The organism is Amycolatopsis sp. cg9 (assembly GCF_041346945.1).
Lineage (GTDB): Bacteria > Actinomycetota > Actinomycetes > Mycobacteriales > Pseudonocardiaceae > Amycolatopsis.
In genome coordinates this window covers 310,732-333,490 of sequence record NZ_CP166850.1, presented here as the reverse complement: position 1 = coordinate 333,490, position 22,759 = coordinate 310,732, and the positions used below count along the sequence as shown (strand labels likewise).

Sequence of the window (22,759 nt, the reverse complement as noted above, 5' to 3'; positions counted from 1 at the left end):
CTCGGCACCCACCACCCGATCTTAAGTCAACTGCTTGACTTAATGTCGAACCTTGGCCATCCTCGGGAACAGGGGACATTCACCAACGAGGAGCCCGTGATGACGCCGACCCACACCGACCCGCTGCCACGCTTCCCGTTCGACACCGCGAGCGCGCTCGAACCCCCGCCCCAGTGGGCCGAGTTCCGGGAGAAGTGCCCCGTCGCCCACGTCGCGCTGGCCAGCGGCGACCAAGCGACCCTGATCACCCGTTACGACGACGTCAAGACCGTCCTCTCCGACCCCCGCTTCACCCGCCCGACCCCGGCCGACGACGCCGCGCGGGTCGCCGACACCGAGTCCGGCGGGATCTTCAACTCCGAGATGGCCACCGTGCTGCCGCAGCACGGCGAAGCCCACATCACCTGGCGGCGCACGCTCGGGAAGTGGTTCACCGCCAAGCGGATGAACGCGCTGCGGCCCGGGATGGCGGCGATGGCCGAGCAGCTCATCGACGAGATGGTCGCCAAGGGCGCGCCCGGGGACCTCAAGGCGGGGGTCGCCTTCCCGCTGCCGGTCTGGGTCATCTGCGACATGCTCGGCGTGCCCGACACCGACCGCGACCGGTTCGCGCACTGGTCCGACGTCATGCTCAGCATGACCCGGTACACCCAGGCCGAGTTCGACGCCGCCCAGCAGGAGTTCGGGCGGTACATGGGCGGGCTCATCGCCGGCAAGCGGGCCGAACCCGGGGACGACATCCTGAGCGCGCTGCTGCCCGAAGGCTGGCCGGACCCGATGCTCATCGCCACCGGGATCGGCCTGCTCATCGCCGGGCACGAGACGACCGCGAACATGATCGCCAAGATGGTCGCGATGCTGCTGGCCGACCGGAGCCGGTGGGAGGCGCTGCTCGCCGACCCGTCGCTGGTGCGCACGGCCGTCGAAGAATCGCTGCGGCTGGACGCCAACGCCGGGGTCGGCATGATGCGCTACCTCGGCGAGGACTTCGAGGTCGGCGGGACCGTGCTGCCGCGCGGCACCACCGCGATGTGCAGCATGGCCGCCGCCAACCGGGACGAGCGCGCGTTCGGCAACGCCGCCGAAATGGACCTGGGCCGCAGCCCGAACCCGCACCTCGCCTTCGGGGCCGGTGCGCACGCCTGCCTCGGGCAGCCGCTGGCCCGCACCGAGCTGCAGGTCGTCCTGGAAGTGCTGCTGCGCAAGCTGCCTTCGCTCGAGCTCGCCGTCCCGGCGGACGAACTGCGCCGGGTCGAGGGGCTCGCCGTCGGCGGCCTGCGGGAACTGCCCGTCCGCTGGTGACCGACCGGGCGCAGGCGACGCGGGAGCTGATCCTGACCGTCGCGGAACGGCTGTACGCCGAGCACGGCGTGCTCGCCGTGTCCAACCGGCAGATCAGCGAGGCCGCCGGACAGGGCAACAACACCGCGGTCGGCTACCACTTCGGCACCCGCGCCGATCTGGTGCGCGCCATCGCCCGACGGCACTCCGCCCGGGTCGAGGAGCTCCGCCAGGACATGCTGGCGGAGCTCGGCGGCCGCGCCGGGCTGCGGGACTGGGTCCGCTGCCTGGTGCACCCCTCGACCGAGTACCTGGCGACGGCGGGGCCGCCCAGCTGGTTCGCCCGGTTCACCGCGCAGGTGATGACCGAGCCGTCGCTGCGGGCGGTCATCGCGGCGGAGACGCTGTCGTCGCCGTCACTGGCGCGGACCGTCGAGGGGCTGGCCCGGTGCCTGCCCGAGCTGCCGCCCGACGTCCGCGCCGAACGCAACGCCATGACCCGGCAGCTGCTGATCCACACGATGGCCGAGCGCGAACGCGCCTTGGCCGAAGGCGGCGCCACCCCGAGAGCCACCTGGCGCGAGGCCGCCACGGGCCTGACCGACGCACTGGTCGGCCTGTGGCTCGCGCCCGTCACGAACCACCCGAGGGAAAGGAACGGCCATGAAGGTCACCGTCGATGAGGAAAAGTGCTGCGGCGCCGGAACTTGCGTGCTGCTCGCACCGGACGTGTTCGACCAGCGCGAAGACGACGGGATCGTGATCCTGCTCGAAGAGCACCCCGGCGAGGAGCACCACAAGATCGTCCGGGAAGCGGCCAGCGTCTGCCCCGGCGTCGCGATTTCGGTCAGCGAGGACGCGTGAACGTCCTCGTCGTCGGGGCGTCCGCCGCGGGTCTCGCCACGGTGGAAGCCCTGCGCCGCAAGGGGTACGAGGGCGGCGTGACCGTGCTGGGCGCCGAGGCCCACCTGCCATACGACCGGCCGCCACTGTCCAAACAGGTCCTAGCCGGGGCCTGGGAACCCGAGCGGGCCCGGCTGCGCACCCCGGAGGCACTGGCCGGCCTGGCCGCCGACTTCGTGCTGGGCGACCCGGCGGTCCGGCTCGACGCCGGTGAGCGGACCGTCCACACGCTGGGCGGGCGGGCGCTGACCGCGGACGCGATCGTGCTGGCCACCGGCCTGCGGCCACGCACCCTGCCCGGTCAGCACGGCCTGATGGGTGTCCACGTGCTGCGCACCCTCGACGACGCGCTGGCCCTGCGCACCGACTTGACGCCGGGCAAGCGGGTGGTGGTCGTCGGGGACGGCGTCCTCGGCACCGAAATCGCGGCCACCCTGTGCGGCCTCGACGTCGAGGTCACGCTGGCCGGACCGCAGGCCGCGCCGCTGGCGTACCAGTTCGGCCCGCTCGTCGCCGGGGTGCTCGGCGCGCTGCACGCCGGGCGGGGCGTCCGGCTGCGGCTCGGTGCCGCGGTCACCGGGCTGACCGAGGTGGCCGGGCGGGTCGCCGGGGTGCGGCTCGGGACCGGCGAGGTGCTGCCCGCCGACGTCGTCGTGGTGGCGTTCGGCGCCGCGCCGGCGACGGAGTGGCTGGCGGGCAGCGGTGTGCTGTGCGACAACGGCGTGGTGTGCGACTCCCGGTGCCGCGCCGCCGGAGGGATCTACGCGGCGGGCGACGTCGCCCGCTGGCACCACGAGCAGCTCGACGTCCTGCTGCGGCTGGAAAACCGGACCAACGCCACCGAGCAGGCGATCGCGGTCGCCGGCAACGTCCTCGGCGAGGACCGTCCGTACACGCCGGTGCCGTACTTCTGGACGAACCAGTTCGACGCCCGGATCCACGTGCACGGCACCCCGGCCGCGGACGCCGAGGTATCCATTGTGGACGGTGACCCGGCCGCGGGCCGGTTCGTCGCCCGCTACCACCGGAACGGGGCCGTCGTCGGGGTGCTCGGCTGGAACATGCCCAAGCAAGCCCGGGCACGGCGGGAGGAAATCGACGGCGCCGCGCTCGCCGGGCGGGTCTGAGCCGGGAAACCCGCCATCCGCCGGTTGACGGAGCTCGCGTGACGGTCGATCCTTGTTCGCGTTAACACGGCGTGGGAGGGACCGGCCATGAGGAAGAGAGCGCTTTCCCCCATCCTCGGCGTGCTGGTGGCCGCGGCGCTGCCGCTGCTGCCCGCCACGCCGGCCGAGGCCGCGGTATCGGTGGCGAAGATCGGCGACACCCAGCTCGACCCGGCGGCGCTGTACTTCGTCTCCTACGACGGGCTGGTGAACAACGATTCCTTCCAGCAGAGCGGCATCTTCAGCCACGCGGGCTACCAGTACGCGGCCTGGTACACCGCGGACCGCAGCGCGGTGCTCGCCCGGCGCGCCGGGTTCACCGGCGCGTGGCAGACCGTCGTGCTGCCGCACAAGCTCACCGTCGACGACTCGCACAACGTGATCTCGATGGGCGTCTCGCCGGCGGACGGCCGCCTGCACGTGGCCATGGACACCCACGGCAACCAGGTCTTCTACGTCGCATCCGTGGCGGGCCTGCTCTCGTCGCCGGCCTCGCACGCCTGGACGGCGTCGGCTTTCGGGCCGGTGCAGCGCACGCTGGACGACGTCGACCTCGGCGCGATCACCTACCCGCAGTTCGTCGTGACGCCGGAACGGACGCTGCAGCTCAGCTACCGGACCGGCGGCTCCGGCAACGGCGTCAACGAGCTCGCCGAGTACAGCGGCGGCAGCTGGCGCAAGCTCGGGAAGTGGACGTCGGCGACCGGCTCGTGGACGTCCGGAAACGGCGTGACCAGCACGACCCGCAACATGTACCTGCACGGCCTCACCTACGGGCCCGGCGGGCGGCTGCACGCGGCGTTCACCTGGCGCGAAGGCAACACCGGCGTGCTGTGCAACGCCGGTGGCCTGGCCAACCACGACACCGGCTACGTCTACAGCGACGACCGCGGCCGGACCTGGCGGACCGATTCCGGTGCGGCTGCCGCGACCCCGGTGTCGGTGAGCACGCCGGGCACGGTCGTCGACCCGCTCGGCGCCGACCACGGCCTGATGAACCAGGAGAGCCAGGCCGTCGACGCCGCCGGGCAGCCGCACGTCGTCATCAGCTACGTGCCCGGCCGCTTCACGCAGTGCGTCACGGACTATTCGGCGCAGCGCAAGCAGTACGGCCGCACGTTCTTCCTCAGCCGGGCGGCCGGCGGCGGCTGGACCAAACGCGAAGTGCCGGTGGCGCCGGAATCGACCCAGCGCACGAAGCTCGTGTTCGACCGCGCCGACAACGCCTACCTGGTGATGCCGTACGGCCGGATCGTCGCGGCGACGAAGACGAGCGGCTGGACCGACTGGAAGACGGTGTACAACCCGGACTTGCGCGCGTTCGGCGAAGTCGACGTCGACGACTCGCGGCTGGCCACCGACGGCGTGCTTTCCGTCATGTACCAGCAAACGTCGACGGGGACGACGCCGTCGCCGATCCGGGTGGCCGACTTCCGGCTGGGCTGAGCTTCACTCCACGGTGACCGACTTGGCCAGGTTGCGCGGCTTGTCGATGTCGTAGCCCAGGCTGAGCGCGGCGTGGTAGGCGAGCAGCTGCAGCGGGATCGTGAGCAGGATCGGGTCGAGCTCCGGCTCGGTCTTGGGGACGACGATCCGCGGCACGTCCAGCTCGCCGAAGTCGACGTCCTCGTGCGTCACGGCCAGCACGGGCCCGCCGCGGGCCTTGATCTGCTGCACGGCGGCCAGGTTGCGCCCGGTCAGCTCGTCCGAGGGGACGATGGCGACGGTCGGGAGGGCGGTGTCGATCAGGGCGAGCGGGCCGTGCTTGAGCTCGGACGTCTGGTACGCCTCGGCGTGGCGGTAGGAGATCTCCTTGAACTTCTGCGCGCCTTCCCGTGCCACCGGGTAGCCCCGGACGCGGCCGACGAAGAACAGGCTGTTCGCGGTGGCGACCTCCTTGGCGTGCTCGGCGATGCGCGGCCCGTCGTCCAGGATGGACTTGATCTGGCCGGGCATCGCGCGCAGCGCGTCGATGATCCGCTGTCCGTCCGCATTGGACAGATCGCGGACGCGACCGAGGGCGAGCGCGATCAGGGCGAAACCGATCGCCATGTTGGTCAGCGCCTTGGTCGACGCGACCGCGATCTCGGGGCCGGCGTGCAGGTACACGCCGCCGTCGCAGGCGCGGGCGATGGTCGAGCCGACGACGTTGACCAGGCCGACCACGCGGCCGCCCTTGCGCTTGATCTCCTCGACGGCGAAAGCGGTGTCGATCGTCTCGCCGGACTGGCTGACCGCGATGTAGAGGGTGTCGGCTTCGACGATCGGGTTGCGGTAGCGGAACTCCGACGCGGCTTCGGCGTCGGCGGGGATCCTCGCCAGCTCCTCGATCATCGTCGCGCCGACCTGGCCGGCGTAGTAGGCGGACCCGCAGCCGAGGATCTTCACCCGGCTGAACCCGCGCAGTTCCCGCGGCGTCAGGTTGAGCCCGTCCAGGCGCGCGACGCCGAACCGGTCGTCGAGCCGGCCGCGGATGATCCGCTCCACGGATTCGGGCTGCTCCTGGATTTCCTTGGCCATGTAGTGCGGGTAGCCGCCGAGGTCGAGGTCTTCGGCGGCGATGTCGATCTCGGTGGCGGGCTTGGTGGTGTCGCTCTCGTCGACGGTGAAGGTCCGGTAGCCGGTCGCGAAGACCGTCGCGAACTCGCCGTCGTCGAGGTGCGCGACCTGCGAGGTGTGCCGGACGAGCGCGGCGAGGTCGCTGGCGACGAACATCTCGCGCTCGCCGACGCCGATGATCAGCGGCGACCCGTTGCGCGCGATCACCAGCCGGTCCGGGTATTCGCTGTCGGTGACGGCGATCGCGTACGTGCCGGTGATCCGCGACACCGCTTCGACGACGGCGTCTTCGAGGGTGTCCGCGTTCGCGCGGGCGATCAGGTGGGCGAGGACCTCGGTGTCGGTCTCGGAGGTGAGGGTGACGCCGGCGTCGGCGAGCTGCGCGCGCAGGGCGTCGGCGTTGTCGATGATCCCGTTGTGGACGACGCAGATGCGGCCGTCCTCGGAGGCGTGCGGGTGGGCGTTGGCCTCGGAGGCGGGCCCGTGGGTGGCCCACCGCGTGTGCCCGATGCCGACCTTCCCGGTCAGTCGCTTGGGCAGCGCCGCGGCGAGGTTCCGGACCCGCCCGACGACCCGGTGCACCTGGGCGGCCCCCTTGGCGCCGAGCACGGCGATCCCGGCCGAGTCGTAGCCGCGGTACTCCAGCCGCGTCAGGCCTTCGAGCAGGATGGGGGCGGCGTTCTGGCCGCCGATGTAGCCGACGATTCCGCACATGGGCGAACCTCTTCTAGCCGTAGACGATGCGGCGCAGCTGCCGCTCGGACAACGCGGGCGCGGCGACGAGGCGCCCGCGGAGCTCGGCGGCGATGAGCGGGAAGATTTCGGGGTTCTTCCGCCCTTCGGCCTGCAGCTCGGTGTGCCGCCGCCGGACGTAGGCCTCGGTGGGCGTCCGGTAGAAGGCGAGGACGTCGTCGACCACCCGCGCGGCGACCCCGGGCGGGAGCCCGGTGGACGCGGCGACGCGTTCGACGATCTCGGTGTCCGGCACGTCGGCCATCATGCACCGCGCGGGTCGCGAATCCCAAATTCTTGCCCGAAATCGGGCAAGTTCAAATGGTTGGACAGGTTCCCGCTGCCGGGGCGAAGGTGGAGGGCGTGCGCCAAGAAGACCTCTGGGACGTCGAGACGGCCGAGCGCTACGACACCCCGGGCCGGGGCGTCTTCGCGGCCGAGGTCGTGGAGCCCGCCGTGGCCCGCCTCGCCGCGCTGGCCGGGGGCGGCCGGGTCCTGGAGTTCGCGATCGGCACCGGCCGCGTGGCCGTCCCGCTCGCGGCCCGCGGGATTTCCGTCACCGGCATCGAGCTGTCCCGCCCGATGCTCGCCAAGCTGCGCGAGAAGGCGGCGATCCCCGTGGTCGTCGGCGACATGGCGACCGCCACGGCCCCGGGCCGCTACTCGCTGGTCTACCTGGTCTACAACACGATCGGGAACCTGCTCACCCAGGACGAGCAGGTCGAGTGCTTCCGCAACGCCGCCCGCCACCTCGATCCCGGCGGCCGGTTCGTGATCGAGCTGGGCGTGCCGGAGCTCCGGCGGCTCCCGCCGGGCCAGGACGCCGTCGTCTTCGGCGCCGAGTCCGGGTACCTCGGCGTGGACACCTACGACACCGTGCGCCAGCACCTGGTGTCGCACCACTTCACGTTCGGCGAGGGGCGCGAGGCGCGGCTCGGCCGGTGCCCGCAGCGCTACGTCTGGCCGGCCGAGCTCGACCTCATGGGGCGGCTGGCGGGCTTCGAGCTGGAGTCCCGGCACGCGGACTGGGCGGGAGCCGAGTTCACGGCGGAGTCGCCGTCGCACGTCTCGGTGTACCGGCTGCCCGTCCGGTGATCAGGCGGCCTCGACCAGCGGGAGCCGCACCGTCGCGTGCGGGAGGACACCCCGCCTGACCAGCTCCGCCTTGGCGGTCGCCGCGCCGGGGCCGGTCCGCATGATGGCGTCCACCAGCGGGTTCAGCGCGTGCTGGAGCCGGCGGGCCGACTCCAGGTCGCCGGCGCGCACCGCGCGGACGAGGTCCGCCGTGCGGTCCGGCACCACGTTCCCGACCACGCTGACCACGCCCGCCGCGCCGCACGCGAGGTAGGCGAGGTTCAGCTCGTCGATGCCGCAGTAGTACGCCAGGGAGGTGCGGGCCATGACCGCCATCGCTTCGAACAGGTCGCCCTTGGCGTCCTTCACCGCGCGGATGCGGGGGTGGCCGGCGAGCTCGACCAGGGTTTCCGGCGTCATGGCGATGCCGGCCCGCGCCGGGACGTCGTAGAGCATCACCGGCAGCTCGGTGGCGTCGGCGACCGCGAGGCAGTGGGCACGCACGCCCGCCTGCGTCGGCCTCGAGTAGTAGGGGCAGACGAGCAGCAGCCCGGCCGCGCCGGCGGCCTCGGCCTCCCGGGCGCGGCGGATACTCGCGGCCGTGTCGTAGGTGCCGACGCCGGCGATCACCGCGGCGCGCCCGCCGGTGCGGGCCACGACGCTCCGGACGAGCCCGGCGGACTCGGCCGCGCTCAGCGTCGGGGATTCGCCGGTGGTCCCGCCGACGACCAGGCCGTCGGCCCCGGCGGCCAGCAGGTGGCCGACGAGCCGGGTGAGGCCGGGTTCGCTGATCGCCCCACCGGGCTCCATCGGGGTGACCATCGCGACGAGGTTGGCGCCGAAGTCCGTCATGGCTTCGACCCTGCCCGCCGCGACTGGTGCGGTCCAGCGATGCTTTTTTGCCGATACTGCGTAGCCTGGCTTCATGATCGAGGTCGGTGCGCTGCGGGCGCTGCGCACGGTGGCGGCACTCGGGACGCTGGCCAAGGCGGCCGAAGAGCTGGGGTTCACGGCGTCGGCGGTGTCGCAGCAGATCAAGCGGCTGGAACGGCAGCTGGGCGTGCCGGTGCTCGCCCCGGCCGGCCGCGGGGTCGTGCTGACCCCGGCCGGGCAGGCGCTCGCCGGCTCGGCGCCCGAGGTGTTCCAGGCGCTGGAGCGCTGCGCCGAGGCGGCCCGCTCGGTGTCGGACGGCGCGCCCCGCGGCACCCTGCGCGTCGCGGCCTTCTCGACCGGCATCCGCGGCCTGCTCGCGCCGGTCCTCGGCCGGTTGTCCGCGCGCTGCCCGGACCTGCGGCTGGACATCACCGAGCAGGACCCGGACCAAGCCCTGCGCGGCGTCGGCGCGGGGACGGCGGACCTCGCCCTCGTCCACGACGCCGACGGCCTCCCGGCCCCGCTGCCGCCGTCGTTGCGCCGGCGGCACGTGCACACCGACCTCGGCGACGTGGTGCTGAGCCGGCGCCACCCGCTGGCCCGCGTCGAGGGGCCGCTCGGGCCCGAGCTCACCGGCCAGGCGTGGGTGACCAGCCCACCGGGAACCGTGTGCCACCAATGGTTCCGGCGGCTGTTCGCGACGGCACCGGAGGAGCCGGACGTCCGCCACCTGGTCGACGACTTCGCGACGCAGCTGTCGCTGGTGGCCACCGGCGAAGTGATCGCGCTGATCCCGCGCCTCGCCCGGCCCCCGCTCGGGGAAGACCTGGTCTCGCTTCCGTTGCGGCGCCCGCCGAAGCGCGAGGTGCACGCGGCCTGGCGGCGAAGCGCGGACACGAGCCCGGCGATCCGGGCGGTGCTCGCGGAACTCGGCTAAGCTCGGCGGCGAACGGGTGCGGCGTCGGAACGCCCGTTCGGCGACTCCCCTTGGCGCACGAGCCGAAGGAGTGCGCCTTGACCACGTTCGCCGGGATGAGCCTGCCGGTCACCAGCCTCGACCGTTCGCTCCCGTTCTACGCATCGCTCGGGTTCGCCACCGAAGTCCGCACCGGCCGGTTCGCGTTGCTGCGCCTGGGAACCGGCACGCTCGGCCTGCTGGAACTGGGTGCGGCCGTCGAGCGCGACAGCAGCCGGCTGCGCGCGTTCGTCCAGGTCGAGCTGCTCGCCGACGACTTGGACGAGCTGTACGCGGACTTCGTCGCCCGCGGGGTGCCGGTGCTCGGCCCGCCGCGGGACCGGGGGTTCGAGCGGCAGCTCCAGCTGCGGGACCCCGACGGGTTCACCGTCGAGTTCGCCGACCACAGCCCGCGCTGACGGCGGCTAACCGTGCGCGGTGATCGCCGCTTCGGCGCTCGGGTAGGTCGGGAAGAAGTCCGCGAGGCCGATCAGGCCGAACGTCCGGGCGAGCCGGGCCGGGACGGCGGCCAGCGCGATGCCCGCGCCGGCCGCGTCGGTGACGTTGCGGGCCGCGATGAGGGCGGAGATGCCGCTGGAGTCGCAGAACGTCACGCCGCCCAGGTCGATCACCAGCAGCTGACCGGGGTTCAGTGCCGCGGACCCGATCGCGGCGCGGAGCCGGGGGGCGGTGGCCACGTCGAGCTCGCCTTCGACCGCGACCACCGGCCCGGTTCCGGTGGTCCGGGTGGTCGTCGAGAACTGGGTCACGATGGATCGCCTCCGGGAAGCGGGATGCTCAGCGCGAGCAGCGCGGTGTCGTCGTCGACGCCGTCGCCGAAGCTGGCGAGCAGTTCGGTCACGGCCGCGACGACCGCCGGTGCGGTCGTGGGTGCCCGGCCGGTGAGGTGCGCCCGCAGCTGCTCCCCGCTGTAGCGGGTGCGGCCGTGGGTGCGGGCTTCGGTCAGCCCGTCGCTGTAGAGGAGCAGGGTGTCGCCCGGCGCCAGGCGGAGGTCCACCGTGGTGAAGCGCGCGTGGGGGAACGCGCCGACCAGCTGGCCGCCCGGCACGCCGAGGAACTCCGTGGTGCCGTCGGCGCGCAGCAGCAGCGGCGGCGGGTGGCCGCCGGTGCCGAGGGTGATCGCGGCGCCGCCGTCACCGGGCCGGACGCAGCCGTGGACGACCGTGCAGTAGCGCGGGTCGGCGCCGCGGTACTCCTGGTGCAGCACGGTGTTGAGGTGCGCCAGCACGGTGGCCGGGTCCGGGTCGTACACCGCGGCCGCGCGCAGCGTGTAGCGCGTCAGCGACGTCACCACCGCCGCGCCGGCCCCCTTCCCGGAGACGTCGCCGAGGAAGAAGCCCCAGGTGCCGCCGGTGAGCGGGAACAGGTCGTAGAAGTCGCCGCCGACCTCGTCGGCCGACGCCGGGTGGTAGTACGCCGCGACCTGCACGCCCGGCACCTCGGGCAGCGCCGGCGGCAGCAGGGTCTGCTGCAGCGTCCGCGCCAGCCGCTGCACCCGGTCGCGTTCGTGTTCGGCGGCTTCGCGCGCCCGCAGCAGCTCCTGCTCGTAGGCGCGCCGGTCCCGCGCGTCGAAGACGGTGGTGCGGATCAGCTGCGGCTGCCCGTCGCTGCCGGTCTTGACCGTCGAGGTCACCAGCACCGGCAGCCGCGCGCCGGCCGCGGTCTTCAGCTCGAACGCGATCCCGCCGAGCTCGCCCTGCATGCGCAGCAGCGGCGCGAAGTGCGTCTCGTGGTAGATCCGGCCGCCGACGGTCAGCAGGTCGGCGAACCGGAGCCGCCCGACGACGTCGTCGCGGTCCCGGCCGAGCCAGCCGAGCAGCGTGGCGTTGATCTTCGCGATCGTGCCGTCGAGCAACGTCGAAAGGTACCCGCAGGGCGCGTGCTCGTAGAGGTCTTCCACGCTGTCCTCCAGCAGCGCCGAGAACGCCGGGCCGGCCTGGTCGCCGGCTTCGCACATCACGGCCCGCTCACGAACGCCGTGATCGCGGCGGCGGTGGCCTCCGGCGCGCTGAGCTGCGGGCAGTGCCCGGTCGCGTCCAGCGTGACGAGCACGCTGCCGTCGATCCGCTCGTGCGTGAACCGCCCGACCTCCGGCGGCGCGATGGCGTCGTGCGCGCACTGGACGATCAGCGCCGGCACGGAAACGTCCGCCAGGTCGGCGCGGTTGTCGGAGAGGAAGGTCGCCCTGGCGAACACCCGCGCGATCGCGGGGTCGGTGCGGCAGAAGCTGTTCGTCAGCTCCTCGCCGAGCTCCGGGCGGTCCGGGTTGCCCATGATCACCGGGGCCATCGCCGCCGACCAGCCCAGGTAGTTGGAGCCGAGCGCCTCGAGCAGTTCGTCGATGTCCGCGCGGCTGAACCCGCCCCGGTAGTCCCCGTCGTCGAGGTAGCACGGCGACGGCGTGAGCAGCACCAGCTTCGCGAACCGGTCCGGCTCCCGGTTGGCGGCCAGCACCGCGATCATCGCGCTCACCGAGTGCCCGACCAGGACGACGTCCCGCAGGTCGAGTTCGCGGCAGAGCGCCAGGACGTCATCGGCGTAGCCGTCGAGACCGCCGTAGCGCTGGGCGGTCCACGCCGAGGTGTCCGAGCGGCCGGAACCGGTGTGGTCGAACAGCACCACGCGGTACCGCTCGGCGAGCGGCGGGACGACGAGCCGCCAGAGGTTCTGGTCGCAGCCGAAACCGTGCGCGAGCAGGAGGGTGGGGCCGTCGTCACGACCGGTGACGACCACGTTGTTCCGCCGGCGCACGCTCACCGGGACATCCTCCCACCCGGGCCCCCGGCGTCGTGCGGCGAACCGGCTGGTCAGCCCGCGAGGGCGGCGTCCCGGGTGGCCGTGACGGCCAGCGTCTCCCGCAGGCCGGTCAGCTGCAGGGTGCGGGCGACGACGCTGCGCTCGGGCGCGACGACCCGCACCCGGGTGCCGGCCCCGGCGCCGCGGCGGGCTTCGAGCAGGGCCGTGATGCCGATCGAAGCGAGGAACGAGACCTCGGTCAGGTCGACCACGAGCAGCCGCGGCGGGTCGGCGAGCACCCCGGTGATGGCGTCGCTCAGCACGGACGCGCTGAGCAGGTCGACCTCGCCGGACACCACCAGGACCACCGCGTCGCCGATGCGCTCCCGCGTCACGTTCACCAGGTCCTGGGGCCGGAGCCGATTGCCGTCCGTGCTCACCTGGGGTTCCTCCTCTACCTGCTCTTCGCCGGGGCGTACCCAAACCGGCCGGCGGGGAAACCTCACTTGCGGATGGCGGCGCCGCTTGCGCCCCAATGTGGCGTTCGGTGCGTCAGACGCACCGAACGCCACATTGGGTGCGCTGGACGCACCCAACGCCACATTGGGGTGCTTGGGGCGGGGAGATGTGCGTCTCGTGAGGGTGACCGGGTGTAACGGATCACCCCGTCGGCCGATAGCTCGATCGTGTCCGGGGGTGGCCCGGCCTTCATGAACGGATACCCGATGCGACGCCTGTCCCTCGCCGCTGCCCTCGTGGCCGGAACCCTCGTCCTCGCCGCCTGCTCCGGCACCTCCGGGACGGCGGCGCCGGCCGCGGCCGGGTCCTCCTCCGCGGCGGCCGCCGCGGCCACGTCCACCGCGCCGCCGGCGCTCGAGGCCGCCAAGGTCGGTTCCGCCGTGACCGAGGCCGCCAGGCAGGCGTCCTCCGTGCGGGTCAAGGGCACCATGGCCGACGGCGGGAACATCAACCTCGACCTGCAGCTCAACCAGGACAGCGCGAGCGGCACCGTGGTCAAGGACGGCATCGAGATCCCCGTCCTGCGCGTCGGCGACAAGTACTACTTCCGCTTCACCGACTCGCTGGTCAAGGAAGCCGGGATCCCGGCTTCGATCGGCAAGACGCTGACCGGCAAGTGGGTGCCGTCCACGGCCAAGATCGGCGCCGGCATCGGCGACGCCTTCAAGGTGTTCCTCGACTACAAGTCGTTCACCGACAACACCGTCGGCGAGCTGGCGTCCTCGACCTTCACCGGCGGCGAGCCCACTACGCTCGGCGGCGTCGCGGCGCTGAACTTCACCAGCGCGGACGGCACCGCCACCGTCGCCGCCGACGCGCCGCACTACCTGCTCCGCATGCAGGACCCCAAGAGCGGCGCCATCGAGTTCAGCGACTGGAACAAGCCGGGCACCGTCGAGGCGCCCCCGGCGTCGGAGATCTACTCCGGCCCCGGCGCCTGAAACCGGACGGGGACGCCGCCGCGGACCGTGCCCAGCTCGGTCAGCGCCACGTTCTCGAGGCCGTTGCCCGGGCCGCCGTCGCTGGTGACCGCCAGCGCGAGGGTGTTGCGGCCGTGCGGGTCGAGGACGCCGGTCGGCAGCACGAACGTGTGCTGCGGGCCGACGTCCGCGACGTACTGCCCGAGGTTCCACCCGTTGACGAAGATCAGCGCCCGGTAGCGGCCACCCGACCGCGGGACCGCCGGGTCGCCGATGGTCAGGCCCAGTGAGGCGTCGTGCCCCTTCGGCACGGCGAGGGTGAAGGCGGTGCGGTACCACGTGGTGCCGGGGGCGGCCGTGGCGGCGGGGACCTGCCCCGCCGCCCACCCCGCGTCGGAGTGGCCGGGCAGGGTCCAGCCGGCCCGCTCGCCGTCGAGGCCGCCGTTGTTCACCGGGCCCCGCACCGGATCCGGGACGCCGCCGCGGATCTTCCACGCGACGCCGGTGAGCGACGCCGAAATGAGCCCGCGCCCCTCCTTGTGGGCGTCGTTGACGCCGCCGTCCTCGTTGTGCCCGTTGTTCCGCACCATCACCGACAGGACGTGCTCGCCGTCGCCGCGCAGGTCGGCCGGTACCGCGAAGCTCGCGGTGCCGGTCGTCGGCGGGGCGGCGAGCGCGCTCGCCAGCACGTGCTGGCCGAGGTAGTGCCCGTCCAGCCACGCCTGCAGCATCCCGGCGCCGCCACCGCCGTAGCCGAGGCTCAGCGACTCCGGGACCGGACCGCCGAAGTGCCCGCGGTACCAGACGTCGCCGGTGTGGAAGCCGTAGTCGTCGGCGGTGAGCACCGGCTTGTCCGCGGTGGTCCAGGCCGAATCGTCGTAGGCGGCCGCCGACTCGGGTGAGCCCGGCGCCTGCTTCCAAGCGGTGAGCGCGGGCAGCGCCACCGCGTCCGGGCCGGGCAGCCGCGTCGCCGCCAGCAGGCTCGACGACGACGTCCGCCGCGCCGGGACCGGCCGTCCGTTCCACGAGACCCGCGTTCCCGGGCCCCACACTTCGAGGTCGCCGGCCTGCGCGGTGTCGCCGGTCAGCGCGAGCACGTTGCCGTCGAGGCGGGCCGTCCGCAGCAAGGCGGGCCCGCGGACCAGGGCGGGGCCCTGCCGCCAGAACGTGTCCGCGGTCGCGTCGTCGGCGAGCAGCAGGGTGACCGGTGGCCGGCCGGCACCGGACACCCGGACGCGCACAAGTCCATTGTGGACATAATTTAGCCGCAGGTCGCCGCGCGCCGCGTCCCAGGTGGACGTGGCCTCGCCCGCCAGCACCTCGACCTTCGGCTCCCGGGTGTAGCGCAGCGTCGTTTCGCCGTCCTCGCCCGGCCGGCCGTGCAGCAGGGCGGCGGTCCCGGCCGTGGTCATGATCTCCGACGTCGAGTACACCAGGTGCTGGCCCGCCAGCTCGAAGTTCGCCACCAGCTGCTTGGCGTCCTGACCGCGCACCCGCAGTGTGCCGGCCCGCGGCACGGTGTAGGAACCGTCCGGGGTGGACAGCGGGAAGGTGAAGACGTCGTCCGTGGTGTCCTTCGAGGGGTTGTGCATCGGCACGTAGAAGTGCGTCAGCGTGTCCGGGTTGACGTTGTGGTACACCTTCACCGCGGCCGACGACGGCGTGACGGCGTCCGCCTTGTCCTGCTTGGTGATCGGCGGCACGGCCTGCAGGAAGTAGCCCAGTTCCTTCATCGTGAACGCCTTGGGCCGCAGCTGCCGGGCTTCGTCGATGGCCGCGCCGTAGTCGTAGGAGCTGTAGACCACCGGCGCCGGCAGCCAGCCCCACGACGTGCCGCCGAAGGTCATGTAGAAGTTCTGGACGGTGAGCCCGTTCGCGATGTTGGTGCCGTAGAAGACGCGCTCGTAGCCCGGTCCCTGGCGCACGGCGGTGCACGGGTAGGTGCCGTTGCTGCCCCAGTAGTCGAACCAGCCGCCGCCGAACTCGGCGGTGAAGCCGGGGGTGTTCGGGGACGCGCTCGCGCCGCCCTTCGCCCCGCCCGGGCCGTACAGCCCCCAGTCCGGCGCGGTGTTCGGGGTGCCGGGCGTCGCGTCGGGGCGGCAGGTGCCGCCGGGGTAGGTGTCCCACGCGTAGAGGTCGACCTTGCCGGGCACGGTCCCCGGCACGCCGGAGTCCGGTGGCACCCAGGTCCCGTTGCGGCCCTTGTCGTTGTGGAAGATCGGGACGGCGATGCCGTCCGCGCGCGCCTTGTCGTAGAGGTGGGCGACGTAGTTGCGCTGGCTTTCGCCGGTGGCGGCCAGCTCGTTCTCGACCTGGTAGAGGATCACCGAGCCGCGGCCGTCGACGTACTGGTGCCGCGCGATCACGCGGTCGATCGCGGTCAGCCACTCGTCGGCCGCGGCGAGGTAGTCGGGCGCGTCGCTGCGGGCCGTGCCCGCCTGCGTGGTCAGCCAGCCGGGGAAGCCGCCGCCGGTGACCTCGGCGTTGATGTACGGGCCGGGCCGGGCGATCACGTACAAGCCTGCTTCGCGGGCGAGGTCGAGCACCTTGTCCATGTCCCGGACGCCGGTGAAGTCGTACACCCCCGGCGCGGGGGAGTGGTAGTTCCAGTCGAAGTAGATCGACACGGCGGTGTAGCCGGTCGCCTTCATCTTCTGCAGCACGTCACGCCAGAGGTCCGGGCTGGGCAGCCGGAACGGGTGGAATTCCCCGGACCAGACGAATTCCCGCCGCCCGTCGAACATCATCGAATACCTGTCGAAGGTGATCCGGTGCTTCGGCGCGGCGGCGGTGGCGGTGGCGGGCGCGGTGCTCACCCCGGCCGCCGTGGCGAGAACGAGCAGCAGCGCGAGCAGACGCCTCATCGTGAAGGCCTTCCGGGACGCAGGAACCGCGCGAGCGGCAGCCGAGCGGTGGCGACGGCCGCCGCGACGAGCGCGGCGAACTGTTCGGCGCCGTACCGGCTGAGGTGGGTCGCGTCGTCGACGCCGTCGTGCGCGAGGGTCAGGTAGAGCGGCCAGGAACCGGCTTCCCCGAGGCTTTCGAGGAGCACCTGGCTGCGGGCGGTCAGGTCGAGCAGCGGGATCCCTTCCTGCCGGGCGACGTCTCGCATGACGGCGGGCAGGTCGACGCCCAGGTTGTTGACCACCAGGCCGAGCGGGGTCAGCTTCCCGTCCGCGCCGAACCGGTGCCGCACGGGTGGCGTGACGAGCACCGCGGCCCCGCCCTGCCGCCGGACGCCGTCGACGAGGGTCGCGAGATTGGCCCGGTAGTCGGCTTCGGTCGTCTGCTTGTCGTTGTGCGCCAGCTGGATCAGCGCGGTGTCGCCGGGCCGGATCATCGGGCGGACGCGGGCGAAGTAGCGGGGATCGGCCAGGTAGCCGACGGTGCCGGCGCCGGACTGGGCGTAGTTCCGCACGCTCGGTCCGGCCCGGAAGAACGCGGGCAGGGCCTGGGCCCAGCCGTTCTTCGGCGGGTTCGCCCAGTCGGCGGCGGTGGAGTCGCTGAGGACGAAAACCCGTGGGGCCCGCGGCCGGGGTGTCACGGCGATCCGCGCCGGCCGCGGTGCCGTCCCGGTGAGCCGGACCTGCAGCCCGGCCGTCCCCGGCCCCTCCTCGCCGCTCGGCATGGCCTCCGGCGTGCGCACCTCGACGGTCACCGAGCGCCGGCCGGCCGGGCCCGGGGCGAGCGCGACCCGGCGGGCCTCGACGTCGAGGCCGGTCCCACCGGCCAGGATGGCGTCGACCTCGTAGTCGCCCGGCGGTACGTCGAAGGAGCACGAGCCGGCGCAGACGGTCCAGCGCGGTGCGGCGACCGCGGGGGCGGCGGCCAAGGTGAGCACGGCGGCCAGCACGGCGGCCAGCACGGGGGCCAGTACCTTCACGGTGCCTCCTCCGGGGCGATGGCCAGCAGCGCGATGATCGCCAGGTTCCGCTGGGCGAAGTCGTTGGTCGCGAACCCGCCGGGGATCTCCGTCACCGGGCTCGCCACCGCGGTGCCGCCGACGCGCTGCGCGGGCGGCCACGGCTTCCCGGCGGGGTCGCTCGTGAACTGCTCCCAGCCGCGCCGGCGCAGGCTCGCGTCGCCGAGCTGTTCGCCCGCCCAGGCCGTGACGCGCGAGTAGATCGTCTTGAACAGCCCCGGGTTGAAGTCGCGGCCGTAGCGGGCGATCTTCTCCGCCGCCGGGGCCTGGGCGTACCGGGCGAAGTCCAGGTAGGTCCGGCGGAACTCCGGGACGTCGACCAGATCCAGTGCCTCCCACAGGATCTGCTCGCCGAGGAAGGCCATCGCGAGGTTGTAGCCGCCGTCGAAGTCGCCCTTGCCGAGGTGCACCAGGTGGCCGGTCGCCGGGTCGAAGCCGACCGCGCCACCCGCTTCGCCGGTGAACAGCCCGGCCGGGAACGCGGCGATGTCGCGCATGCCGGTGGCGATCCGGTCGCGCCAGCGGACGTCGCCGGTGCGTTCCCATTCGGCCAGCCAGTTGCTCACCAGCGCGTACCAGTCCGGGCCGATCCGCAGCCGGGCCGGCGCGACGGTCTGGGGCGGCAGGACTTCGCGCAGCGGGTCCACCGCCCGCAGCGTCTCGTCCGCTTGCAGCGACGACCGGATGAGCTCGCCCAGCAGTTCGTCGGCGGTGAGGTAGTAGGCGAACCGCTTCGTGAACGACTCGCCGACCCGCGCTTCCTTGGCGCCGTCGCCCCAGTGCACGACGGCGTGGCGCGAGCCGAGCCCGGCGAACCGGCCGCTGTGGTGGGTGTCCACTTCGGACACATGCCTGGTCATCGCGTGCGCGAGCCGGAAGGTCCGCGGGTCGCCCGAGCGCAGGAAGGCGTACCAGAGCAGGGCGTCGGTGCCGAGTTCGGCGTTGTCCCAGGCGTAGCCGCCGACGTCGTAGCGCCATTCGTGGCGATCGGCGTCGTAGGTGTGCATGACGTCGCCGTGGTGCCAGAACCCGGACCACTCCCGCTCGTCGGCCTGGTCGGCGTAGAAATCGACTTCCCGCGCGAGCCCGTCTTCGAGGGCGGCGCGGGCGGGGGTGCTCCGGTCGGGCAGGCTCCAGCGGCCGAACACCCCGGCCGCGTGGTAGGTCCCGGGCCGGGTGACCAGCTGCGGTGGCGCGGCCGACGCCGTCGAAAACGCGGGGATCGCGTCCCGGGACGGCGTGGCTTCCAGTGCCCACAACCGCATTTCCGTGGACCGCATGACGCCCTGCGGGGTCGCGAAGCCGGCTTGGACGTCTTCGTAGGACAGGTCGAGGCCGTGCGCGACGGTGTCGTAGGTGCGCAGGTCCATCGCGGGCCCCAGCGGGGAGTACGACCAGAGCGTCACCGAGGCCGCTTCCGTGGCCGCGCCGCGGATGTCGAGCGAACGCGGGGCCCGCGGCCAGAAGTCGCGCAGGCCGAAGCCGAGGCCACCACCGGGCCCGCCGACGTAGCCGAAGCCGGACGCGCGGTCGCCGCGGCCGGCGTGCCGCAGCCAGCTCCCCTCGGCGCCGGTGCGCTTCCAGACGGCGAAGTGCCGGGCGGACTCCTGGAACAGCGTGAAGTCGTTCCACAGAGCCAGGTTCCGGTAGCCGTCCCGGACCTGCTGGCCCCATTCCGCGACCGGCGGGGTGGGCGTGCCCGCCGTCTGGGCCGCCCGGACCGCCGCGCCGGGGTCGCGGCGCAGGCCGGTGAGCACCCGCACGGGTTCGCCCCACACCCCGCCCGCGGCCGTGCCGAAGCGGACGTGCCGGTCGTGCGCCTCGCCGGTCAGCGGCACCGAGAACCGCAGGCCCAGCCCGCGGACGAAGACGTGGTTCTCGTCGGCGTCCCACCGGAAGCTGTGCACCACGCGGACGGATTCGTCACCGGCGCCGAGCGAGATCCGCGCCGTCCACGGGAGGAGCGCCCGGGGGCCGAGCCGGTAGCGGCCGGTCAGCTTCACCACCGCGCGCACCGGTCCCGCCTGCTCGATTTCGGCGCGTTCGACGACCCCCGCCCCGTCCTCGCGGCGCGGCGCCCGGGTTTCGTCGTCCGGCCGGTCCTGGACGCGGAGCACGAACTCGCCGTTCTGCGCGACGACCCGGCCCGCGCGGGAGAGCGACGGTACGGCGACGGGACCGGCGGTCGCGACCCGCACCTCGACCGTTCCGTTGGCCAGCACGATTTCGCGCGGTGACCGGCGTACCGCAACCGGTTCCGGTGGTGGCTCGGGAGTTCCCGGAGCGAGCCGGAACTCTTCCGCGTCCGCCGTCACGGCGTGGCCGGTCCACTTCAGCGAGCCGTCCGGCCAGTACGCGAGCGGCCAGGACTGCAGGGGAACCGGGACGCCGCCCGCGGTGTGCAGCGCCAGCGTGACGGTCCTGGCCAGGGTGCCCCGCGGCCACGGGACGCCGAAGGTGCAACTCGCCGGAGCCGCCGGACGGCCGTCCAGCCAGTGCAGCCGGACCTCGGGATCGGCGGCCCGCGCGGTGGCCGGGCGGGCGACGGCCGTGGCGGCCAGGGCGGACACGCCGCCGAGGAAGCCGCGCCGGGTGAGCGGGAACTGCGGGGACATCGCCGGCCTCCGGTCAGCTCGCGACCGCTGTGGTCGAGCCGATTCAAGCCACGGGCGTCCGCGGTTGTCAACCTCGGCGACCCGATCAGTCCAATACCTCAGTAAGCGCTTTCTCCGAAAACCGGCGGTCCTCAAACCCGATGCCGCGTGCTAGCGTGGGAGCGCTCCCAGATCGAACTGTCCTGTCGAGCGGTACTCCAGGAGGTCGGTATGAAGTGGCGTTTTCTCCGCGCGGCCCTGGTCGGCCTGCTGCTGGCCGCCTGCGCCGTCGTGGCCCCCACGCCGGCCGGCGCGGCCGCGCCCACGCGCGTCATGGCGCTGGGTGACTCCATCACGGGGTCGCCCGGGTGCTGGCGGGCCCTGCTGTGGCAGCACCTCCAGCAGACCGGGCACACCGACGTCGACTTCGTCGGCACGCTGCCGCCCCAGGGCTGCGGGTTCACCTACGACGGCGAGAACGAAGGCCACGGCGGCTTCCTCGCGACCGGGATCGCCCGGGACAACCAGCTGCCCGGCTGGCTGTCCTCGACGCACCCGGACGTCGTCCTGATGCACCTGGGCACCAACGACGTCTGGAACGGCATCGCGGCGAGCACGATCCTGGACGCCTTCACCACGCTGCTGGGCCAGCTGCGGGCGAGCAACCCGGCGACCAAGCTGATCGTCGCGAAGATCATCCCGATGAACCCGTCGAACTGCGCGGCCTGCGCCCAGCGGGTGGTCGACCTCAACGCCGCCATCCCCGGCTGGGCCGTGGCGCACAGCACGGCCGCGTCCCCGATCACCGTCGTCGACCAGTGGACCGGGTTCGACACCGCGGCGGACACCACCGACGGCGTCCACCCCAACGGCACCACCGGGATCGCGAAGATGGAGAGCAAGTGGTACCCGGCGCTGGTCGCGGCGCTGAGCCCGAGCACGCCCGCCGCCACCGGGCTGCACGTCGACGGCACCCGCGTGGTCGAGGCGAACGGGTCCGCGTTCGTGATGCGCGGGGTCAACCACCCGTACGCCTGGTACACCGGCCAGAACAGCGCTTTCGCGAACATCAAGTCCTTCGGGGCCAACACCGTCCGGGTCGTCCTCGGCAGTGGCAAGCGGTGGGGACCGACCTCGGCGGCCGAAGTCACGAACATCATCTCGCTGTGCAAGCAGTCGCGGCTGATCTGCGTCCTGGAAGTGCACGACACCACCGGGTACGGCGAAGAAAGCGCGGCGGCGAGCCTCGACCAGGCCGCCGACTACTGGATCAGCATCGCGAGCGCGTTGCAGGGCCAGGAGAACTACGTCGTCGTCAACCTCGGCAACGAACCGTTCGGCAACAACGCGCAGGTGAGCGCGACCTGGGCGAGCGCGACGTCGAGCGCCATCACCCGGCTCCGCGGCGCCGGGCTGCAGCACCTGATCATGGCCGACGCGCCGATGTGGGGCCAGGACTGGCAGAACATCATGCGCGACAACGCGGCTTCGGTGCTCAACGCCGATCCGCAGCACAACACGGTGTTCTCGATCCACATGTACGGCGTCTACGACACCGCCGCCGAGATCAACGCCTACTTCGACGCCTTCCGCACCGCCGGGCTGCCGCTGGTCGTCGGCGAGTTCGGCAACATGCACAGCGACGGCAACCCGGACGAGGACACGATCATGGCCCAGGCGCAGGCCCGCGGTCTCGGCTACCTCGGCTGGTCGTGGAGCGGCAACGGCAGCGACGTCGCCTACCTCGACATGACCAACGGGTTCGACCCCGCGAGCCTGACCGCGTGGGGCGAGCGCTTCCTCAACGGCACCAACGGTGTCCGGCAGACGGCGAAGGAAGCCACGATCTACGGCGGGGGTACCGCGGACACACAGGCGCCGACGACGCCGGGCACCCCGGCGGTCTCGGGGGTGACGTCCTCCGGCGTCACGCTGGCCTGGCCGGCCTCGACCGACAACGTCGGCGTCACCGGCTACGACGTCCTCCGCGCGCCCGGCGCGTCCGGCGGCACCTTCGCCGTGGTCGGCTCGGCCGCGTCGACGACGTTCACCGACAGCGGCCTGACCGCTTCGAGCACGTACCGCTACCAGGTGCGGGCCAGGGACGCCGCGGGCAACACTTCGGCCGCGTCCGGCGCCGTGACGGCGACGACGGGTGCGGGTGGCGGCACCGGCGCGTGCAAGGTCGCCTACTCCGCGCCGGGCTGGGGCGGCGGCAACGGGTTCACCGCGTCGGTGACCATCACCAACACGGGCACGAGCACCGTCACCGGCTGGACGCTGGCGTTCACCTACACCTCGGGCCAGCGGGTCACGCTGCCGGGCTGGGGCGCGACGTTCACCCAGACCGCCGGCGGCGCGGTGACCGCGACGAACCTGGCCTGGAACGGCACCCTGGCGCCGAACGCCTCGACCGGCATCGGGTTCAACGGCACCCACAGCGGGAGCAACCCCGCGCCGGCGTCCTTCGCCTTGAACGGGAGCACTTGCACGATCGGCTGATC

Annotated in this window: 20 protein-coding genes; 10 read left to right on the top strand and 10 right to left on the bottom strand. The window is 72.9% G+C overall.

Annotated elements, in window-relative coordinates:
* Positions 1–99 precede the first annotated feature (99 nt).
* The 5 genes from AB5J73_RS01525 (at position 100) to AB5J73_RS01505 (ending at position 4,796) form a co-directional block, all read left to right on the top strand.
* Positions 100–1,302 carry a cytochrome P450 gene (locus AB5J73_RS01525; protein WP_370967329.1) on the top strand — a complete coding sequence of 401 codons (1,203 nt, stop codon included), beginning with the start codon at positions 100–102 and terminating at the stop codon, positions 1,300–1,302.
* The gene (locus AB5J73_RS01520; RefSeq protein ID WP_370967327.1) at positions 1,299–1,964 is read left to right on the top strand and encodes a TetR/AcrR family transcriptional regulator; all 666 of its coding nucleotides are present in this window, start codon (positions 1,299–1,301) and stop codon (positions 1,962–1,964) included. The genes AB5J73_RS01525 and AB5J73_RS01520 overlap by 4 nt, the downstream gene beginning before the upstream one ends.
* Positions 1,945–2,145: a ferredoxin gene (locus AB5J73_RS01515; RefSeq protein WP_370967325.1), complete on the top strand. Its 201-nt coding sequence runs from the start codon at positions 1,945–1,947 to the stop codon at positions 2,143–2,145. The genes AB5J73_RS01520 and AB5J73_RS01515 overlap by 20 nt, the downstream gene beginning before the upstream one ends.
* Positions 2,142–3,311, top strand: coding sequence for an NAD(P)/FAD-dependent oxidoreductase (locus tag AB5J73_RS01510; protein WP_370967323.1), 1,170 nt, complete (start codon positions 2,142–2,144; stop codon positions 3,309–3,311). Before AB5J73_RS01515 ends, AB5J73_RS01510 begins: the two co-directional genes overlap by 4 nt.
* An 87-nt stretch (positions 3,312–3,398) precedes the next feature.
* On the top strand, positions 3,399–4,796 hold the full coding sequence (locus tag AB5J73_RS01505) for a BNR repeat-containing protein (RefSeq protein ID WP_370967321.1): 1,398 nt from the start codon (positions 3,399–3,401) through the stop codon (positions 4,794–4,796).
* A gap of 3 nt (positions 4,797–4,799) precedes the next feature.
* On the opposite strand, the gene glmS is transcribed toward AB5J73_RS01505, so the two are convergent.
* Together glmS and AB5J73_RS01495 are read right to left on the bottom strand one after the other, a co-directional pair.
* Complete coding sequence (glmS, locus tag AB5J73_RS01500) at positions 4,800–6,623, bottom strand: glutamine--fructose-6-phosphate transaminase (isomerizing) (RefSeq protein WP_370967319.1); 1,824 nt, start codon at positions 6,621–6,623, stop codon at positions 4,800–4,802.
* A 13-nt stretch (positions 6,624–6,636) separates the two neighbouring features.
* Positions 6,637–6,909, bottom strand: a complete 273-nt coding sequence (locus AB5J73_RS01495; RefSeq protein ID WP_086864105.1) for a hypothetical protein — start codon at positions 6,907–6,909, stop codon at positions 6,637–6,639.
* A 53-nt stretch (positions 6,910–6,962) separates the two neighbouring features.
* Between AB5J73_RS01495 and AB5J73_RS01490 the strand changes: the two genes are divergently transcribed.
* Positions 6,963–7,736, top strand: a complete 774-nt coding sequence (locus AB5J73_RS01490; RefSeq protein ID WP_370967317.1) for a class I SAM-dependent methyltransferase — start codon at positions 6,963–6,965, stop codon at positions 7,734–7,736.
* Here AB5J73_RS01490 and dapA read toward each other — a convergent pair whose 3' ends face one another.
* Complete coding sequence (gene dapA, locus AB5J73_RS01485) at positions 7,737–8,567, bottom strand: 4-hydroxy-tetrahydrodipicolinate synthase (protein ID WP_370967315.1); 831 nt, start codon at positions 8,565–8,567, stop codon at positions 7,737–7,739. It lies immediately after the preceding gene.
* Between the two features lie 73 nt (positions 8,568–8,640).
* Here dapA and AB5J73_RS01480 point away from each other — a divergent pair, with 73 nt between their 5' ends.
* Together AB5J73_RS01480 and AB5J73_RS01475 are read left to right on the top strand one after the other, a co-directional pair.
* The gene (locus AB5J73_RS01480; RefSeq protein WP_370967313.1) at positions 8,641–9,525 is read left to right on the top strand and encodes a LysR family transcriptional regulator; all 885 of its coding nucleotides are present in this window, start codon (positions 8,641–8,643) and stop codon (positions 9,523–9,525) included.
* Between the two features lie 77 nt (positions 9,526–9,602).
* Positions 9,603–9,962, top strand: coding sequence for a VOC family protein (locus tag AB5J73_RS01475; RefSeq protein WP_370967311.1), 360 nt, complete (start codon positions 9,603–9,605; stop codon positions 9,960–9,962).
* Between the two features lie 6 nt (positions 9,963–9,968).
* Here AB5J73_RS01475 and AB5J73_RS01470 read toward each other — a convergent pair whose 3' ends face one another.
* From AB5J73_RS01470 to AB5J73_RS01455, 4 genes are read right to left on the bottom strand one after another with little or no spacing between them, the layout of a single operon-like run.
* A complete protein-coding gene (locus tag AB5J73_RS01470) occupies positions 9,969–10,313 on the bottom strand; it encodes an STAS domain-containing protein (RefSeq protein ID WP_370967309.1) in 345 nt (114 codons plus the stop codon).
* Positions 10,310–11,521 (bottom strand): PP2C family protein-serine/threonine phosphatase, encoded by a 1,212-nt coding sequence (locus AB5J73_RS01465; protein WP_370967307.1) that lies wholly within the window; start codon positions 11,519–11,521, stop codon positions 10,310–10,312. Before AB5J73_RS01465 ends, AB5J73_RS01470 begins: the two co-directional genes overlap by 4 nt.
* Complete coding sequence (locus AB5J73_RS01460; RefSeq protein ID WP_370967305.1) at positions 11,521–12,321, bottom strand: alpha/beta fold hydrolase; 801 nt, start codon at positions 12,319–12,321, stop codon at positions 11,521–11,523. Before AB5J73_RS01460 ends, AB5J73_RS01465 begins: the two co-directional genes overlap by 1 nt.
* Before the next feature lie 50 nt (positions 12,322–12,371).
* Positions 12,372–12,740, bottom strand: a complete 369-nt coding sequence (locus AB5J73_RS01455) for an STAS domain-containing protein (protein ID WP_370967303.1) — start codon at positions 12,738–12,740, stop codon at positions 12,372–12,374.
* Positions 12,741–13,025: 285 nt separating this feature from the next.
* On the opposite strand from AB5J73_RS01455, the gene AB5J73_RS01450 reads away from it, so the two are divergent.
* Positions 13,026–13,760 (top strand): hypothetical protein, encoded by a 735-nt coding sequence (locus AB5J73_RS01450; RefSeq protein WP_370967301.1) that lies wholly within the window; start codon positions 13,026–13,028, stop codon positions 13,758–13,760.
* Here the strand turns inward: AB5J73_RS01450 and AB5J73_RS01445 are convergent.
* From AB5J73_RS01445 to AB5J73_RS01435, 3 genes are read right to left on the bottom strand one after another with little or no spacing between them, the layout of a single operon-like run.
* Positions 13,739–16,603 (bottom strand): beta-galactosidase, encoded by a 2,865-nt coding sequence (locus AB5J73_RS01445; protein WP_370967299.1) that lies wholly within the window; start codon positions 16,601–16,603, stop codon positions 13,739–13,741. The genes AB5J73_RS01450 and AB5J73_RS01445 overlap by 22 nt on opposite strands.
* Positions 16,600–17,622 carry a GDSL-type esterase/lipase family protein gene (locus AB5J73_RS01440; protein WP_370967297.1) on the bottom strand — a complete coding sequence of 341 codons (1,023 nt, stop codon included), beginning with the start codon at positions 17,620–17,622 and terminating at the stop codon, positions 16,600–16,602. The genes AB5J73_RS01445 and AB5J73_RS01440 overlap by 4 nt, the downstream gene beginning before the upstream one ends.
* Complete coding sequence (locus tag AB5J73_RS01435) at positions 17,619–20,276, bottom strand: hypothetical protein (protein WP_370967295.1); 2,658 nt, start codon at positions 20,274–20,276, stop codon at positions 17,619–17,621. Before AB5J73_RS01435 ends, AB5J73_RS01440 begins: the two co-directional genes overlap by 4 nt.
* A gap of 210 nt (positions 20,277–20,486) precedes the next feature.
* On the opposite strand from AB5J73_RS01435, the gene AB5J73_RS01430 reads away from it, so the two are divergent.
* The gene (locus tag AB5J73_RS01430; protein ID WP_370967293.1) at positions 20,487–22,757 is read left to right on the top strand and encodes a cellulase family glycosylhydrolase; all 2,271 of its coding nucleotides are present in this window, start codon (positions 20,487–20,489) and stop codon (positions 22,755–22,757) included.
* Positions 22,758–22,759: the final 2 nt, after the last annotated feature.